A 13,957-nucleotide genomic window follows, 5' to 3' on the forward strand; every position below is an offset into this window, starting at 1 on the left:
CCTGGAGCGGGACCTCGCCGGCAACCCCCACCAGGTGCTCGTCTCGGGCGACTTCAACGCCGGCGCGTCGATGCGCGACCTGGACGGCCTGCGCGCTCCCGTCGGGTCTGCGCCCCGGGGGCCCCACCTCCGTGATCACCCCCACCCGGCTGGTCCTGCGCGCCTCGGCCTGACCGGCCTCGGCCGGACGGGCTGGACCTGACCGGCGGGCACCTGACCGGCCGGGGCCTGGGCGGTCGGGCGCTTCGCTGTCCCGCCGGAGTAACCCTTTCCACCCCCGCGTTCAAGGCCTGAACGCGGGTCGACGATATCCCGGAGATTACGTTCGGGTTTCGGCCTCTTGACCATCGCGCCGCCCGCACGGCACTCTCCTCTCAACGCACTGAGAGCGCTCTCAAGAGCGCTCTCAGAACCCGTTCGACGCACCGCCCCGCGCCCCTCGTCCGCGCACCCCCACACCCCCGCTCGCCCCGCGCCGCCCGAACCGCACCCCACCCGCCCCGCCAGGGAGTCCTCATGCGCCGCTCCGCCGCCGTGCTCGCCAGCACCGCCCTCGCCGCCACCCTCCTGCTCACCGCCTGCGGCAGCTCCGCCGGATCGGCCGACGCCGCCGACGGCAAAGTGACCATCACCGTCGACCTCTTCGGCACCTTCGGCTTCAAGGAGAGCGGCCTCTACGAGGAGTACATGAAGCTGCACCCCAACGTCACGGTCAAGCAGACCGACACCCAGGACGAGGGCCAGTACTGGCAGGCCCTGCAGACCAAGCTCGCGGGCGGCGGCGGACTGGCCGACATCCAGGGGCTGGAGGTCGGCCGGGTGGCGAGCGTGCTGCAGAAGCAGGCCGACAAGTTCACCGACCTGAAGACCCTCGGGCTCGGCTCGGTCAACGACGAACTGGTGCCCTGGAAGGGCGCCGCGGTGAAGACCGCCGACGGCCGGGTCCTCGGGGCCGGTACCGACATCGGCCCGGAGGCGATCTGCTACCGCACCGACCTGTTCAAGGCGGCCGGCCTGCCCACTGACCGCACCGAGCTGGCCCAGCGCTGGTCGACCTGGCAGGGCTACCTGGACCTCGGCAAGCAGTACGTGGCCACGGCCGGCGCCGGCAACACCTGGACGGACAGTGCGGCCGGGCTCTTCACCGCCGAGGTCGGCCAGCAGAAGGTGCGCTACGCCGACGAGAGCGGCAAGCCGGTCTTCGACAGCAGCCAGGCCGTGCGGACCGCCTGGGCCGACGCCGGCCGGCTGGTCGCGGACGGGCTGAGCGCGAAGCTCCCGCAGTGGACCCCGGAGTGGAACAAGGCCTTCAGCACCGGGAAGTTCGCCACCCTGAGCTGCCCCGCCTGGATGCTCGGCTACATCAAGGGCCAGGCGGGCGAGGCCGGTTCGGGCAGCTGGGACGTCGCCCCCGGCCCCGGCCGGACGGGCAACTGGGGCGGCTCCTACCTCGCCGTGCCCAGGACGGCCAAGCACCCCAAGGAGGCCGCCGCGCTGATCGCCTGGCTGACCGCCAAGGAGCAGCAGACCACCCTCTTCACGAAGCAGGGCTCCTTCCCGTCGTCCACCGGCGCGCAGGCCGCCATCAAGGACGTGACCGACCCGTACTTCAACAACGCGCCGATCGGCCGGATCTTCAGCGAGTCGGCGGCCGCCATGCCGGCCCAGGTGCTCGGCGTGGACGACGGCGTGATCGGCAAGGCCTTCACCGACGCCCTGGGCGAGGTCGAGCGGACCGGCACCGCCCCGGACACGGCCTGGAAGCACGCGATGGACAACATCGCGAAGGCCAACGGAAACTGACGAGGTATCGGCAGATCACCACGATGGCCATCACCTCCGCCGCCCGCCTGCCCGCGGCCGACCCGGCGAAGCCCCGGGCCCGCCGGGCCGGCCGGCTCGCGCCCTACGGCTTCCTCGCCCCGTTCTTCGTCCTGTTCGCCGCCTTCGGGCTCTTCCCGCTGCTCTACACCGCCTATGTCTCGCTCCACCGGGTCGAGTTGCAGACCACCGACCGGATGGACTGGGTCGGCGCGCAGAACTACACCCGCCTGCTGGCGGACCCGTTCTTCTGGAACGCGCTGCGCAACACCTTCACCATCGGGGTGCTCTCCACCGTGCCCCAGCTGCTGATGGCACTGGGCCTGGCCCACCTGCTCAACTACCGGCTGCGCGGCCGGTCCTTCTACCGGGTCGCGATGCTGCTGCCGTACGCGACCTCGGTGGCGGCCGCCACGCTGGTCTTCGCCCAGCTCTTCGGGCGGGACTACGGCCTGATCAACTGGGTGCTGGGCCAGGCCGGCCTGAGCCCGGTGGACTGGCAGGCGGGCACCTGGGCCTCGCAGTTCGGCGTCTCCGCGATCGTCACCTGGCGGTGGACGGGGTACAACGCGCTGATCTACCTGGCCGGCATGCAGGCGATCCCCGGCGAGCTCTACGAGTCGGCGGCGGTCGACGGGGCCTCCCGGTGGCAGCAGTTCCGCCACGTCACCGTCCCCGGCCTGCGCCCCACCATCGTCTTCACCGTGGTGGTGTCGACCATCGGCGCCACCCAGCTGTTCGGCGAACCGCTGCTCTACGAGGGAAACGCCGGCGGCGGGATCTCCCACCAGTACCAGACCCTCGGCCTCTACCTCTACGAGCAGGGCTGGAGCTTCTTCCACCTCGGGCGCGCGGCCGCGGTGGCCTGGGTGATGTTCCTGCTGATCGTCGTCCTCGCCCTGCTGAACGCGGCGATCGCCGCCCGGCGCAACCGTACGGACCGGTGACCCGCATGCGACCGAACCCGCGCTCCCCGCTGCACGGCGGCCCGCTCGTCCACGTGGTGCTGATCACCGCCACCCTGGCGTTCGCCTTCCCCTTCTACTGGACGCTGGTGGCCGCCAGCCGCTCCAACGCCGAACTCAGCTCGGCCTCACCGGCACTGACCCCCGGACCGAACCTGCTGCACAACATCGGCGCGGCGCTGGAGCAGGCGGCGATCGGCGACGCGCTGCTGAACTCGCTGATCGTCGCGGCCACCGTCACGGCCGGGGTGGTGCTCTCCTCGACGCTGGCCGGCTTCGCCTTCGCCAAACTGCGCTTCCGCGGCCGCGGCCTGCTGCTGGCGGTCACCGTCGCCACCATGATGATCCCGCCGCAGCTCGGCGTGATCCCGCTGTTCATGGTGATCGTCCGGCTCGACCTGCAGAACACCCTGCCGTCGGTGATCCTGCCCTCGCTGGTCTCGGCCTTCGGGGTGTTCTTCATGCGGCAGTACCTGGTCCAGGCGCTGCCGGACGAACTGGTCGAGGCCGGCCGCGTCGACGGCGCCTCGCTGCTGCGGATCTTCCGTTCGATCGTGCTCCCGGCCGCCCGCCCGGGCATGGCGGTGCTGGGCATGCTGACCTTCATGGCCACCTGGAACGACTTCTTCTGGCCGGTCGTCGCCCTCAGCTCGCAGAACCCCACCGTGCAGGTCGCGTTGAAGTCCCTGGGGCAGGGGTACGTTCCCGACCAGTCGATCGTCATGGCCGGCACCCTGATCGGCACGCTCCCCGTCCTGCTGGTCTTCGGCGTCCTCGGCCGGCAGATCGTCGGCGGCATCATGCAGGGCGCCGTCAAGGGCTGACCCCGACCCACACCACCGGAAGGTGACATGACCGACCACGCCCGACCCCTCGTGTTCCCCGCCGACTTCCTCTGGGGCGCGGCCACCGCCGCCTACCAGATCGAGGGCGCCGCCGGGGAGGACGGCCGCACCCCGTCCATCTGGGACACCTTCAGCCGGACGCCCGGCAAGGTCCGCAACGGCGACACCGGTGACATCGCGACCGACCACTACCACCGGTTCCGCGAGGACATCGCGCTGATGGCCGAACTCGGCCTGCCCGCCTACCGCTTCTCGATCGCCTGGCCGCGCGTCCAGCCCGGCGGCAGCGGCCCGGTCAACAAGGCCGGGCTCGACTTCTACGACCGGCTGGTCGACGGGCTGCTGGAGCACGGCATCACCCCGGTGGCCACGCTCTACCACTGGGACCTGCCGCAGGAGCTGGAGACCCCGGCCGGTGGCGGCCCCGCCGCGGGCGGCGGCTGGACCGACCGGTCGACCGCCCGGCGCTTCGCCGAGTACGCGGCCCTGGCCGCCGCCCGGCTGGGCGACCGCGTCGACTCCTGGACCACCCTGAACGAGCCGTGGTGCAGCGCCTTCCTCGGCTACGGCAGCGGCGTCCACGCCCCCGGCCGCACCGACCCGGCCGCCGCCCTCACCGCCCACCACCACCTGCTGCTCGCCCACGGCCTCGCCGTCGGCGCGCTGCGCGCCGAACTCCCGGCCACGGCCCGGGTCTCGCTCACCCTCAACCTGGCGGCCGTGCGCCCGCACCGCGACGACCCGGCCGACCGCGAGGCCGCCCGGCGGATCGACGGGCTGGCCAACCGGATCTTCCTCGACCCGGTGTTCCACGGCCGCTACCCGGCCGACGTGCTCGCCGACACCGCCGGCGTCACCGACTGGTCCTTCGTCCGCGACGGCGACCTCGCCGAGATCTCCCGCCCCCTCGACGCGCTCGGCATCAACTACTACACCCCGACGGTGGTCGCCGCCGACGACCCGGCCGACCCGGCCCCGCGCCAGGACGGCCACGGCGGCGAGCGTTCTCCCTGGCCCGCCGACCACGGCATCCGCTTCCTGCCGGCCGAGGGCGAGCGCACCGCGATGGGGTGGCCGGTCGACGCCGAGGGCCTGTACGAGCTGCTCACCCGGCTCCGCGACGAGCTGCCCGGCCTGCCCCTGCTGATCACCGAGAACGGCGCCGCCTACGACGACTACGGCGACCCCTCGGGCGCGGTGCGCGATCCCGAGCGGATCGCCTACCTGCGGTCCCACCTGGCCGCCGTCCACCGCGCGATCGCCGCCGGCGCGCCCGTGCGCGGCTACTTCCTCTGGTCCCTGCTGGACAACTTCGAGTGGGCGTACGGCTACGGCAAGCGGTTCGGCATCGTCCACGTGGACTTCCCCTCGCAGCGCCGCACGCCCAAGGACAGCGCCCGCTGGTACGCGGAGGTGGTCCGCACCGGCGAGCTCCGCGCGGCCGACCCGCCGGCCTGAGCCCCGCCCGCCGTCCTGGGTCCGCGCCGTGACCCGGCGCCGGTGACCCCGGCGCCGGCGCGCCGGGAATGCGGTCCCGGACGGTGGTGGTTGCCGCTGAGGTGACTACTGCCGCGCCTGCGATCCGCCTCTCGGTGCTCGACCGTTCCCGGACGAGACGGGGGGAGGAGCCCGCGCGGGCGCTGCGGGACACGGTGGCGTTCGCCCGGCACGCCGAGCGGCTCGGCTACCACCGGTTCTGGGTGTCGGAGCACCACGGCGTCCCCGGCGTGGCCGGGTCGGCGCCCACCGTGCTCGCCGCGGCGGTGGCCTCGGCCACCGACCGGATCCGGGTCGGCACGGGCGGCGTGATGCTCCCCAACCACCAGCCGCTGGTCGTGGCCGAGCAGTTCGGGGTGCTCGCCGCGCTCTTCCCCGGCCGGATCGACATGGGGCTGGGCCGCTCGGTGGCCTTCACCGACGGCGTCCGGCGGGCGCTCGGCCGGGACAAGGACGCCGCGGACCGCTTCGGCGAGCAACTGGCCGAGCTGCTCGGCTACTTCGACGGGTCGGGGCGCACCCACCGGGACGTCCACGCCCGCCCCGCCGAGGGCCTGGACGTCCCGGCCTTCGTCCTGGCCACCGGCGCGGGCGCGGACATCGCCGCCGAGGCCGGGCTGCCGCTGGTCATCGGGGCCGTCCGCGGCGAGGACCGGATGCTGGCCGCGATCGACCGCTACCGCGCCCGGTTCCGCCCCTCCGCACAGGCGGCCCGGCCGTACGTGGTGGTCTCCGGCACGGTGGCGGTCGCCGGAACGGCCGAAGAGGCCGAGCGGCTGCTGGTCGCCGAGGCCTGGGCGAGCGCCCACGCCCGGACCCACGGCGAGTTCCCGCCGCTGGCCCCCGCCGAGGAGGTGCTCGGCCGGGAGATGGGCCCGCGCGAGCGTGCGGCCTACCAGCAGTCGCTGCGCGGCCACATCGCCGGGACCCCGCCGCAGGCCGCCGCCGAGCTCGCCGCGCTGGTGGCCCGCACCGGGGCCGACGAGTTCCTCGTCACCACCAGCACGTACGACCGCGCGGCGCTGTTCGACTCCTACCGCCTGCTCGCCGAGGCGGTCCGCCCGCGCTGACCGGCGCTCCGCCGGGGAGGCGGCCTCACCCCGGACCGGTCAGTGCTGGACGGTGACGGCCTCGACCCGGCTGAAGTCGGCGGCGGCCAGGTCCTCGTCGCGGATGACGTAGTAGAGCGGGCACCCGGTGAACTCCGGGCGGCCCGCCGCGAGCAGGATGCGCTCCGGACCGCGGCCGCGCGGCGGTACCACGTACTGGTCCGTCTCCGGATCGGGGCCGAGCAGCACCATCCAGGCACCGTGCCGCGGCGCGACGTCCAGGGCGGCGGACGGCAGCGCGGTCAGCCGGTCCACCGCCTCCTCCGGGAGGTCGACCGGGGGATCGTCGTGGAACCGCACGGCCTGCGCCAGCATGGCCTTGCCGGCGGCGTACAGCGGCGCGGGCGGCCCGGTGAACTCCCACGGCGGGGCGCCCCAGCCCGCCTCGGGATCGGCGAACGCCGGATCGGAGGCCACGTCGTAGGGCGCGGTGCCGTCGGCGGTGGCGTCCGGGAAGTGCAGCACGGTGACGGCGTCCCGGCCGCCGAAGCCGTCGTGGCCGGGGAAGAAGAAGTAGAGCAGGCCGCGGGGCGGCAGCAGGTGGTTGGCGTCCGCCGGCGCGACCTCCGCCAGGTCGATCTGGGCGACGAAGCAGTCCGGCAGCGCGTCCGGCCCCGGCTCCGCCCCCGGCCAGACGAAGCCGGGCGGCACGGCCGGTACGCCGCCGCACCGGGAGAACGGCTCCGGCCCCCGGTGGCCGGCGGGGCGCGGGCCCAGGGCGATGCCGTGCTCGGCCAGCCCCATCAGCTCACCCTCCCAGGGTCCGAGGCCGGCGTCGCCGATCAGCCGTCGAAGCGTCCGGCCGTCGTCGGCGGTCACAGGATTGGGGCGCGTCATGGCGCCACTCTAGAAGCAGCCGCCGACAGCCGGGATCGGGGCCCGGCCCCGACCCCGGGGGCCGGGTCGGTCCAGGCCGGCGGGGTGGCCGACAATGGCAGCGTGAACGACATGGACTACCAGCTGCTCCTCCAGGAGGCGATGGAGGCGGCCCGGGGGGCGCCCGCCCGGGGGCGGGTCGCCGACTACATCCCGGCCCTCGCCCAGGCCGACCCGACGGCCTTCGGGATGGCCATCGCCACCGTGGACGGCGCGGTGTTCGGCGCCGGGGACTGGGAGCACCCGTTCTCGATCCAGTCGGTGTCGAAGCTGTTCACCCTGGCCCTGGCGCTGGCGGACGGCGGCGACGAGCTGTGGCGCGGGGTCGGCCGCGAGCCGTCCGGCAACCCGTTCAACTCGCTGGTCCAGCTGGAGTCCGAGAACGGCATCCCGCGCAACCCCTTCATCAACGCCGGCGCGCTGGTCGTCACCGACCGGCTGCTGAAGCTGACCGGCGACGCCGTCGGCGCGGTCCGGGACTTCCTGCGCGCGGAGTCCGGCAACCCGGCCGTCGCGGTGGACGACTCGGTGGCGTCCTCCGAGGCCCAGCACGGCCACCGCAACGCCGCGATGGCGCACTTCATGGCCAGCTACGGCAACCTGCGCAACCCGGTCGACAGCGTGCTCGCGCACTACTACGCGCACTGCGCGATCGAGGCGAGCTGCCGGGACCTCGCGCTGGCCGGGCTCTTCCTCGCCCGGCACGGGACCCGCGCCGACGGCTCGCGGCTGCTGTCGCGCAGCGAGGCCAAGCGGATCAACGCGGTGCTGCTCACCTGCGGCACCTACGACGCGGCAGGGGAGTTCGCCTACCGGGTGGGGCTGCCGGGCAAGAGCGGGGTCGGCGGCGGCGTGCTGGCGGTGCTGCCGGGCCGGGGCACGGTCTGCGTCTGGGGCCCGGGCCTGGACGCGGCCGGGAACTCGGTGCTGGGGGTCGCGGCCCTGGACGCGCTGACGACGGCCACGGGCTGGTCCGTCTTCTGACGCCGGGCACGCCGGGCATGCCGGATCCGGTCGCACCGCCGGATCCCGCCGCGTCGCCGGATCCGTTCGCGTCGGCGGCCGGAGTGAACGATCGGCCCCCGGGAGCGCCCGGTCCTGTGGTACTGATCGACGGGTACCGGTCACCGGGGGAGCGGCCGCCCGCTCGCCCGCCCAGCAGGGAGGAAGCCCCAGCATGGCGCCGCGCACCACCTCGCCCTCCCCGCCGCCCGCCCACGGCGCGCCTGACGGCCCGTCCGCGAACGCCCCGACCGGCCCCGGCGGTTCGTCGCCGCGGCCGTGGGACGAGGTGGTCGCCCTGGCGAGCGACCTGATCAGGTTCGACACCACCAACACCGCGGACGCGGGCGGTTCGGGCACCGAACGCCCGGCGGCCGAGTACGTGGCGGCCAAGCTGGCCGAGGTCGGCTACGACGTCACCTACGTCGAGGCCGGCGCCCCGGGCCGGGGCAACGTCGTCGTCCGGCTGCCCGGGGCGGACCGGGAGCGCGGCGCCCTGCTGATCCACGGCCACCTGGACGTCGTCCCGGCGGACCCGGCCGAATGGCGCGTGCACCCGTTCTCGGGGGAGGTCGCCGACGGCTACCTGTGGGGCCGGGGCGCGGTCGACATGAAGGGCATGGTGGCCATGATGCTGGCCGTGGCCCGCGGTCACCGGCGCGACGGCGTCCTGCCGCCGCGCGACCTGGTCTTCGCCTTCGTCTCCGACGAGGAGGCGGGCGGCTTCCAGGGCGCCCGGTGGCTGGTCGACCACCGGCCGGAACTCTTCGAGGGCGTGACCGAGGCGGTCGGCGAGGTCGGCGGATTCTCCGTCAGCTTCGGTGACGCCACCCGGGCCTACCTGATCGGGACGGCGGAGAAGGGGGCGGTCTGGCTGCGCCTCAAGGCGCGGGGCACGGCCGGCCACGCCTCGCTGCTGCACGACGACAACCCGATCGCCAGGCTCGCCGCCGCCGTCACCCGGCTGGAGTCGCACCGGTTCCCCGTCGTCCTCACTCCCGCGGTGCGCGAACTGCTCGAAGGGGCCGCGGAGATCACCGGGGTGCCGTTCGACGAGAGCGACCCCGAGGCGGCGCTGGCCCGGTTCGGGCACGCGGCCCGGCTGATCGGGGCCAGCCTGCGCGACACCGCCAACACCACCCGCTTCGATGCCGGCCACAAGGCCAACGTGGTGCCCTCCACCGCCCACGCGGAGATCGACGCACGGGTGATCCCGGGCCGGGAGGAGGCTTTCCGGGCCGAGGTCGCCGCGCTCCTGGGGCCCGGCATCGAGCAGGAGTGGAACAGCCTGCCGGCCGTCGAGACCGCCTTCGAGAGCCGACTGGTCGACGCCATGGCGCTGTCGCTGGCGGCCGAGGACCCGGGCTCCCGGGTGCTGCCCTACATGCTGTCCGCCGCCACCGACGCCAAGTCGTTCCAGCGCCTGGGCATCCGCACCTTCGGCTTCGCCCCGCTCCGGCTGCCCCCGGGACTGGACTTCGCCGCGCTGTTCCACGGGGTCGACGAACGGGTCCCGGTGGAGGCCCTGGAGTTCGGCACGCGTGTCCTGGACCGCTTCCTGCGCCACTGCTGACGCCGGGCGCCCGGGCGGTCCCTCAGGCCGGCGGCGCGGCGGCGAGCCGCTCGGTCAGCGCCGTCAGGGCCGGTCCGAGCGGGAGGTCGACCAGGATGTCGGCGCGGTCGTCGCCGCGCGTCGAGCCCTGGTTCACGATCGCGACGGGCTTCCCGGCCCGGGCGGCGTGCCGCACGAAGCGCAGACCGGACATGACCGCCAGCGACGAGCCGAGGACGAGCAGCCCGCGCGCCCCGTCGACCAGGTCGAAACAGTGCCGGACGCGCGGCGTGGGCACGCTCTCGCCGAAGAAGACCACATCGGGCTTGAGGATCCCGCCGCACGCCCCGCAGGCCACCACCCGGAAGGACGCCACCAGGGCGTCGGGCAGCTCGACGTCCCCGTCGGCGTTGCGCAGGGCGCCGTCCTCCGGGAAGGCGCCGTTCAGGGCGCGCAGGCGCCGGTCGAGGTCCTCCCGCGCGCTGCCCCGCCCGCAGCCGAGGCAGACCACCCGGTCGAGCCCGCCGTGCAGTTCCACCGCGTCCACGGTGCCGGCCGCCCGGTGCAGGCCGTCCACGTTCTGGGTGATCACCGCCGACACCAGGCCGCGGCGGCGCAGCTCCTCGACGGCCAGGTGCCCGGCGTTGGGGCGGGCCCCGGCGATCGAGCGCCACCCGGCGTGGCTGCGCGCCCAGTAGCGGCGCCGGGCCTCGGGACTCCCGACGAACTCCTGGTAGGTCATCGGCGTCCGGCGGCGCAGGCTACCGGTGGGGCCCCGGTAGTCGGGGATGCCCGACTCGGTGGACAGCCCCGCGCCGGTCAGCACCGCCACGCTCCGGCCGGCCAGTAGCCGGGCGACCTCGCCCAGGGTGTCGTCCGTCGGGTCGGCCGCGCCGACCGCCGGCGGCTCGGGCAGCGGATCCAGGGGCATGCCCACAGCCTAGCGACGCGGCCGGGGCGGTGCGGGGGGACACCACCGCACCGCCCCGGCCGGCCGGGTCAGTGTCCGGGGGTGGGGACGGCCGCCACGTCGGCGCGCAGCGCCGGCAGGTCCGCGTACATCGTGCCGCCGGGGCAGTCGGTGGCCAGCCAGTCGCGGTGGCCGCTGATCATCTCGACCGGCTTGGTCACGCCGTTGACCGGGTTCACGAAGGTGACGTGCGCCTGGGGGTCCAGGTTGTGCGCGCGGGTCAGCACGGCGAGCAGCGCGGTCAGCGACGCGCGGGCGGGGGCGGTCGGCGCCTGGCTGCTGAGGGTGCCCAGCAGGGCGATGCCGATGTTGCCCGAGTTGAAGCCGGCGGTGTGGAAGGCCGTCACGGCGTTCCCGGCCGCGTCGTGCGCAGGGATGCCGTCGTCGCCCGACCAGCGGCCCTCGTAGATCCGTCCGGCCTCGTCGATCAGGAAGTGGTAGCCGATGTCGCCCCAGTCGTTGGTGATCGCGTGGTACTCGTAGATCGCCCGCACGGTGGCCGCCGGGTCCGGGTCGGCGTTGGCGGTGTCCGTGTGGTGCACCGTCAGGGTCTGCAGCGGGTAGTACTTCGCGGGGGAGTTCTCCACGCCGTTCTTGAAGCGCTTGGACTCGTCGGCGCCCCAGGCCGCGCGGGAGAGGTACTCGACCCCGCAGAAGGTGACGGGCGTCGTCGGGGCGAGCGAGACCGTGCGGGCCGGGCCGTGCACGGTGTCGATGGCGGCGGAGCGGACGTTGGCGGCCCCGTCGGGCAGGCGCAGGTCGTAGCCGGGCGCGCCGTCGGCGGCGATCAGCGCGGTGGCGGTCCCGACCGTGCGGTCGGCGCCGTCCGGGCCGCCCGCGCAGCCGGCGGGCAGCGGCTGCCACGCCCCGCGGGTCGCGTCGTCGCGGTGCAGCCGGATGGCGGCGCCGCGGGCGGGGCCGTCCCAGCTGACGCCGACGTAGCGGATCGGGAAGTCCGCCCGCACGGTGGTGGCCTCGCGGCCCACCGCGGACAGCGCCCGGGTCTCGGGGACGCGGGCCGTCCGGGCAGCGAGCGGCTGGGCCCCACCCGCGCCGGTGCCCGCGGCGTTGCCGGCGCCGGCGCCGCTGCCGGCGGCAGCCGACGCGGCGGGGGTGACGGCGAGCGCGGCGGCGGTGGCACCGATCGCCGTGACGAGGGTGCGCCGGGTGACGGCGGGCTTCGGGTGGGGCATGGGCGGTCCTGTCTCGGGCGTGTGCGGGAACGGAGGGCCCGAGGATCGGCCCCGGATGCAGCGCCCCCCGCTGACAGAAGTTCAGTCAATGCCGAATGTACACAATTGACCGTGTCCATCCTGACGATCCGGGGTGATCTTTGCCCGAAAGTGCAGGTCGGACCGGGGATCGGCGGCCGGGGGCAGCCGCGCCGACCGCCGATCCCCGGCCCGTTCCCCGTGCCGTCGAGGCGGCCCCGGCCCTCTCGACCGCGGCGTCGAACCGGCCTGTCATGAGGTCCCCTCCGAGGGGGTGTGCGGGTGACGTCCCGTCACCGTCACGGGCGGGAAGGGCGATGACGCCGGGCGCGGCCTTGCATAGACTCGGTCGCCATTCGTCCGGGCGAGTCCAGGAGAGTCAGCGCATGACCAACCCGTCCCCCAGTTCCGCCGTCGGCACCTCGGCCACGCCCCTGCTGGACGACACCATCGGCGCGAGCCTCGACCGCGCGGTCCGCGCCTTTCCCGGCCGGGAGGCCCTGGTCGACCTGCCGGCCGGCCGTCGGTGGACGTACCGGGAGCTGGCCCAGGAGGTGGACCGGGTCGCGCTGGGGCTGCTGACGCTCGGCGTCGGCCGGGGCGACCGGGTCGGGATCTGGGCGCCGAACTGCGCGGAGTGGGTGTTCACCCAGTACGCCACCGCGCGGATCGGCGCCGTCCTGGTGACCGTCAACCCCGGCTACCGGGCGCACGAACTGGAGTACGTCCTACGGCAGTCGGGCATCCGCACGATCGTGGCCGCGGCCGCCTTCAAGACCTCCGACTACGCGGCCATGCTGGCCGAGACCGCCCCGCGCTGCCCCGCGCTGAAGGACGTCCTGCTGATCGGCTCGCCGGCCTGGAGCGACCTGCTCGCCCGGGCCGAGCACGCCGACCGCGGCCCGCTGCACGCCGCCGCCGCGGCGCTGGGCCCGGACGACCCGATCAACATCCAGTACACCTCGGGCACCACGGGCTTCCCGAAGGGCGCGACCCTGTCGCACCGCAACATCCTCAACAACGGCTTCTTCGTGGGCGAGTTGTGCGGTTACTCGGAACACGACCGGATCTGCGTACCGGTGCCGTTCTACCACTGCTTCGGGATGGTGATGGGAAACCTCGCGGCGCTCTCGCACGGCGCCTGCGTGGTGATCCCGGCCGCCGGGTTCGAGCCCGCGACCACCCTGCGCGCGGTGGCCGCCGAGCGCTGCACCTCGCTCTACGGCGTCCCGACCATGTTCATCGCCGAACTCAACGACCCGTCCTTCGCCGAGCACGACCTCTCCAGCCTGCGCACCGGGATCATGGCCGGGTCGCCGTGCCCCACCGAGGTGATGAAGCAGGTCGTCGAGCGGATGGGCATGCGCGACGTGTCGATCTGCTACGGCATGACCGAGACCTCCCCGGTGTCCGTCCAGACCCGGACGGAGGACCCGCTGGAGCGCCGGGTCTCCACCGTCGGACGGGTCGGCCCGCACCTCGAAGTGAAGGTCGTCGACCCACGGACCGGCCGCACGGTGCCCCGCGGCACCCCCGGCGAACTGTGCACCCGCGGCTACTCGGTGATGATCGGCTACTGGGAGCAGCCCGACCGGACCGCCGAAGTCCTGGACGCCGACGGCTGGATGCACAGCGGCGACCTCGCGGTGATGGACGAGGAGGGCTACCTCACCATCACCGGGCGGATCAAGGACATGGTCATCCGCGGCGGCGAGAACATCTACCCGCGGGAGGTCGAGGAGTTCCTGCACGCCCACCCGGACGTCCTCGACGCCCAGGTCATCGGCGTCCCCGACGCCACGTACGGGGAGGAGCTGATGGCCTGGATCCGGCTGCGCCCCGGCGCCCCCGAGCTGACCGCCGAGGGGCTGCGCGCCTTCTGCGCCGGCCGGATCGCGCACTACAAGATCCCGCGCTACGTGCACCTCGTCGACGAGTTCCCGATGACCGTCACCGGAAAGATCCGGAAGGTCGAGATGCGCGAGCAGGCCGTCGTCCTGCTGAACCTCGCCGCGGCGGCCGCCGAGGGGCACGCCTGACGGACCCTCGGCCCGGATCGGACGGATGTCCGCCCCAAGGGTGTGGAGCGGCGCGTCCGGGGCAGCCGGG

At 74.3% G+C, this 13,957-nt stretch carries 12 protein-coding genes; 9 read left to right on the forward strand and 3 right to left on the reverse strand.

The features are described from left to right. The 6 genes from ABZ495_RS29105 to ABZ495_RS29130 all read left to right on the forward strand — a co-directional run. The coding region (locus ABZ495_RS29105; protein ID WP_359838842.1) for a hypothetical protein at positions 1 to 202 on the forward strand (202 nt) is incomplete at its 5' end. A gap of 314 nt (positions 203 to 516) precedes the next feature. Beyond that, positions 517 to 1,803 (forward strand): extracellular solute-binding protein, encoded by a 1,287-nt coding sequence (locus tag ABZ495_RS29110; RefSeq protein WP_359838844.1) that lies wholly within the window; start codon positions 517 to 519, stop codon positions 1,801 to 1,803. Positions 1,804 to 1,826: 23 nt separating this feature from the next. Continuing rightward, positions 1,827 to 2,768: a sugar ABC transporter permease gene (locus ABZ495_RS29115; RefSeq protein ID WP_359804811.1), complete on the forward strand. Its 942-nt coding sequence runs from the start codon at positions 1,827 to 1,829 to the stop codon at positions 2,766 to 2,768. 5 nt (positions 2,769 to 2,773) lie between these two features. Further along, positions 2,774 to 3,610 carry a carbohydrate ABC transporter permease gene (locus ABZ495_RS29120; RefSeq protein ID WP_359804813.1) on the forward strand — a complete coding sequence of 279 codons (837 nt, stop codon included), beginning with the start codon at positions 2,774 to 2,776 and terminating at the stop codon, positions 3,608 to 3,610. A gap of 27 nt (positions 3,611 to 3,637) precedes the next feature. Next, positions 3,638 to 5,089, forward strand: a complete 1,452-nt coding sequence (locus ABZ495_RS29125; protein WP_329491467.1) for a GH1 family beta-glucosidase — start codon at positions 3,638 to 3,640, stop codon at positions 5,087 to 5,089. A 101-nt stretch (positions 5,090 to 5,190) separates the two neighbouring features. Next, a complete protein-coding gene (locus ABZ495_RS29130) occupies positions 5,191 to 6,198 on the forward strand; it encodes an LLM class flavin-dependent oxidoreductase (RefSeq protein WP_329491468.1) in 1,008 nt (335 codons plus the stop codon). A gap of 39 nt (positions 6,199 to 6,237) precedes the next feature. Here ABZ495_RS29130 and ABZ495_RS29135 read toward each other — a convergent pair whose 3' ends face one another. Next, positions 6,238 to 7,074: a DUF1963 domain-containing protein gene (locus ABZ495_RS29135; RefSeq protein ID WP_359804817.1), complete on the reverse strand. Its 837-nt coding sequence runs from the start codon at positions 7,072 to 7,074 to the stop codon at positions 6,238 to 6,240. Between the two features lie 111 nt (positions 7,075 to 7,185). On the opposite strand from ABZ495_RS29135, the gene ABZ495_RS29140 reads away from it, so the two are divergent. Next, complete coding sequence (locus tag ABZ495_RS29140; protein ID WP_359838889.1) at positions 7,186 to 8,097, forward strand: glutaminase; 912 nt, start codon at positions 7,186 to 7,188, stop codon at positions 8,095 to 8,097. 193 nt (positions 8,098 to 8,290) lie between these two features. Next, positions 8,291 to 9,688: a M20/M25/M40 family metallo-hydrolase gene (locus tag ABZ495_RS29145; RefSeq protein WP_359838846.1), complete on the forward strand. Its 1,398-nt coding sequence runs from the start codon at positions 8,291 to 8,293 to the stop codon at positions 9,686 to 9,688. A gap of 22 nt (positions 9,689 to 9,710) precedes the next feature. Here ABZ495_RS29145 and ABZ495_RS29150 read toward each other — a convergent pair whose 3' ends face one another. Next, entirely contained in the window at positions 9,711 to 10,598 is an 888-nt protein-coding gene (locus ABZ495_RS29150; RefSeq protein WP_359838848.1) for an NAD-dependent protein deacetylase, read from the reverse strand. A gap of 68 nt (positions 10,599 to 10,666) precedes the next feature. Next, positions 10,667 to 11,830 (reverse strand): peptidoglycan recognition family protein, encoded by a 1,164-nt coding sequence (locus tag ABZ495_RS29155; RefSeq protein WP_359838850.1) that lies wholly within the window; start codon positions 11,828 to 11,830, stop codon positions 10,667 to 10,669. Between the two features lie 404 nt (positions 11,831 to 12,234). Between ABZ495_RS29155 and ABZ495_RS29160 the strand changes: the two genes are divergently transcribed. Continuing rightward, complete coding sequence (locus ABZ495_RS29160; protein WP_359838852.1) at positions 12,235 to 13,887, forward strand: AMP-binding protein; 1,653 nt, start codon at positions 12,235 to 12,237, stop codon at positions 13,885 to 13,887. Positions 13,888 to 13,957: the final 70 nt, after the last annotated feature.

Origin of the sequence: Kitasatospora sp. NPDC005748 (assembly GCF_040630735.1) — a bacterium.
Classification (GTDB): domain Bacteria; phylum Actinomycetota; class Actinomycetes; order Streptomycetales; family Streptomycetaceae; genus Kitasatospora.

Excerpts from the sequence above, each read along its gene's own strand:
- ABZ495_RS29110 (WP_359838844.1), top strand. The coding sequence starts at position 517 with ATGCGCCGCTCCGCCGCCGTGCTCGCCAGCACCGCCCTCGCCGCCACC.
- ABZ495_RS29115 (WP_359804811.1), top strand. The coding sequence starts at position 1,827 with ATGGCCATCACCTCCGCCGCCCGCCTGCCCGCGGCCGACCCGGCGAAG.
- ABZ495_RS29120 (WP_359804813.1), top strand. The coding sequence starts at position 2,774 with ATGCGACCGAACCCGCGCTCCCCGCTGCACGGCGGCCCGCTCGTCCAC.
- ABZ495_RS29125 (WP_329491467.1), top strand. The coding sequence starts at position 3,638 with ATGACCGACCACGCCCGACCCCTCGTGTTCCCCGCCGACTTCCTCTGG.
- ABZ495_RS29135 (WP_359804817.1), bottom strand. The coding sequence starts at position 7,074 with ATGACGCGCCCCAATCCTGTGACCGCCGACGACGGCCGGACGCTTCGA.
- ABZ495_RS29140 (WP_359838889.1), top strand. The coding sequence starts at position 7,186 with ATGGACTACCAGCTGCTCCTCCAGGAGGCGATGGAGGCGGCCCGGGGG.
- ABZ495_RS29145 (WP_359838846.1), top strand. The coding sequence starts at position 8,291 with ATGGCGCCGCGCACCACCTCGCCCTCCCCGCCGCCCGCCCACGGCGCG.
- ABZ495_RS29150 (WP_359838848.1), bottom strand. The coding sequence starts at position 10,598 with ATGCCCCTGGATCCGCTGCCCGAGCCGCCGGCGGTCGGCGCGGCCGAC.
- ABZ495_RS29155 (WP_359838850.1), bottom strand. The coding sequence starts at position 11,830 with ATGCCCCACCCGAAGCCCGCCGTCACCCGGCGCACCCTCGTCACGGCG.
- ABZ495_RS29160 (WP_359838852.1), top strand. The coding sequence starts at position 12,235 with ATGACCAACCCGTCCCCCAGTTCCGCCGTCGGCACCTCGGCCACGCCC.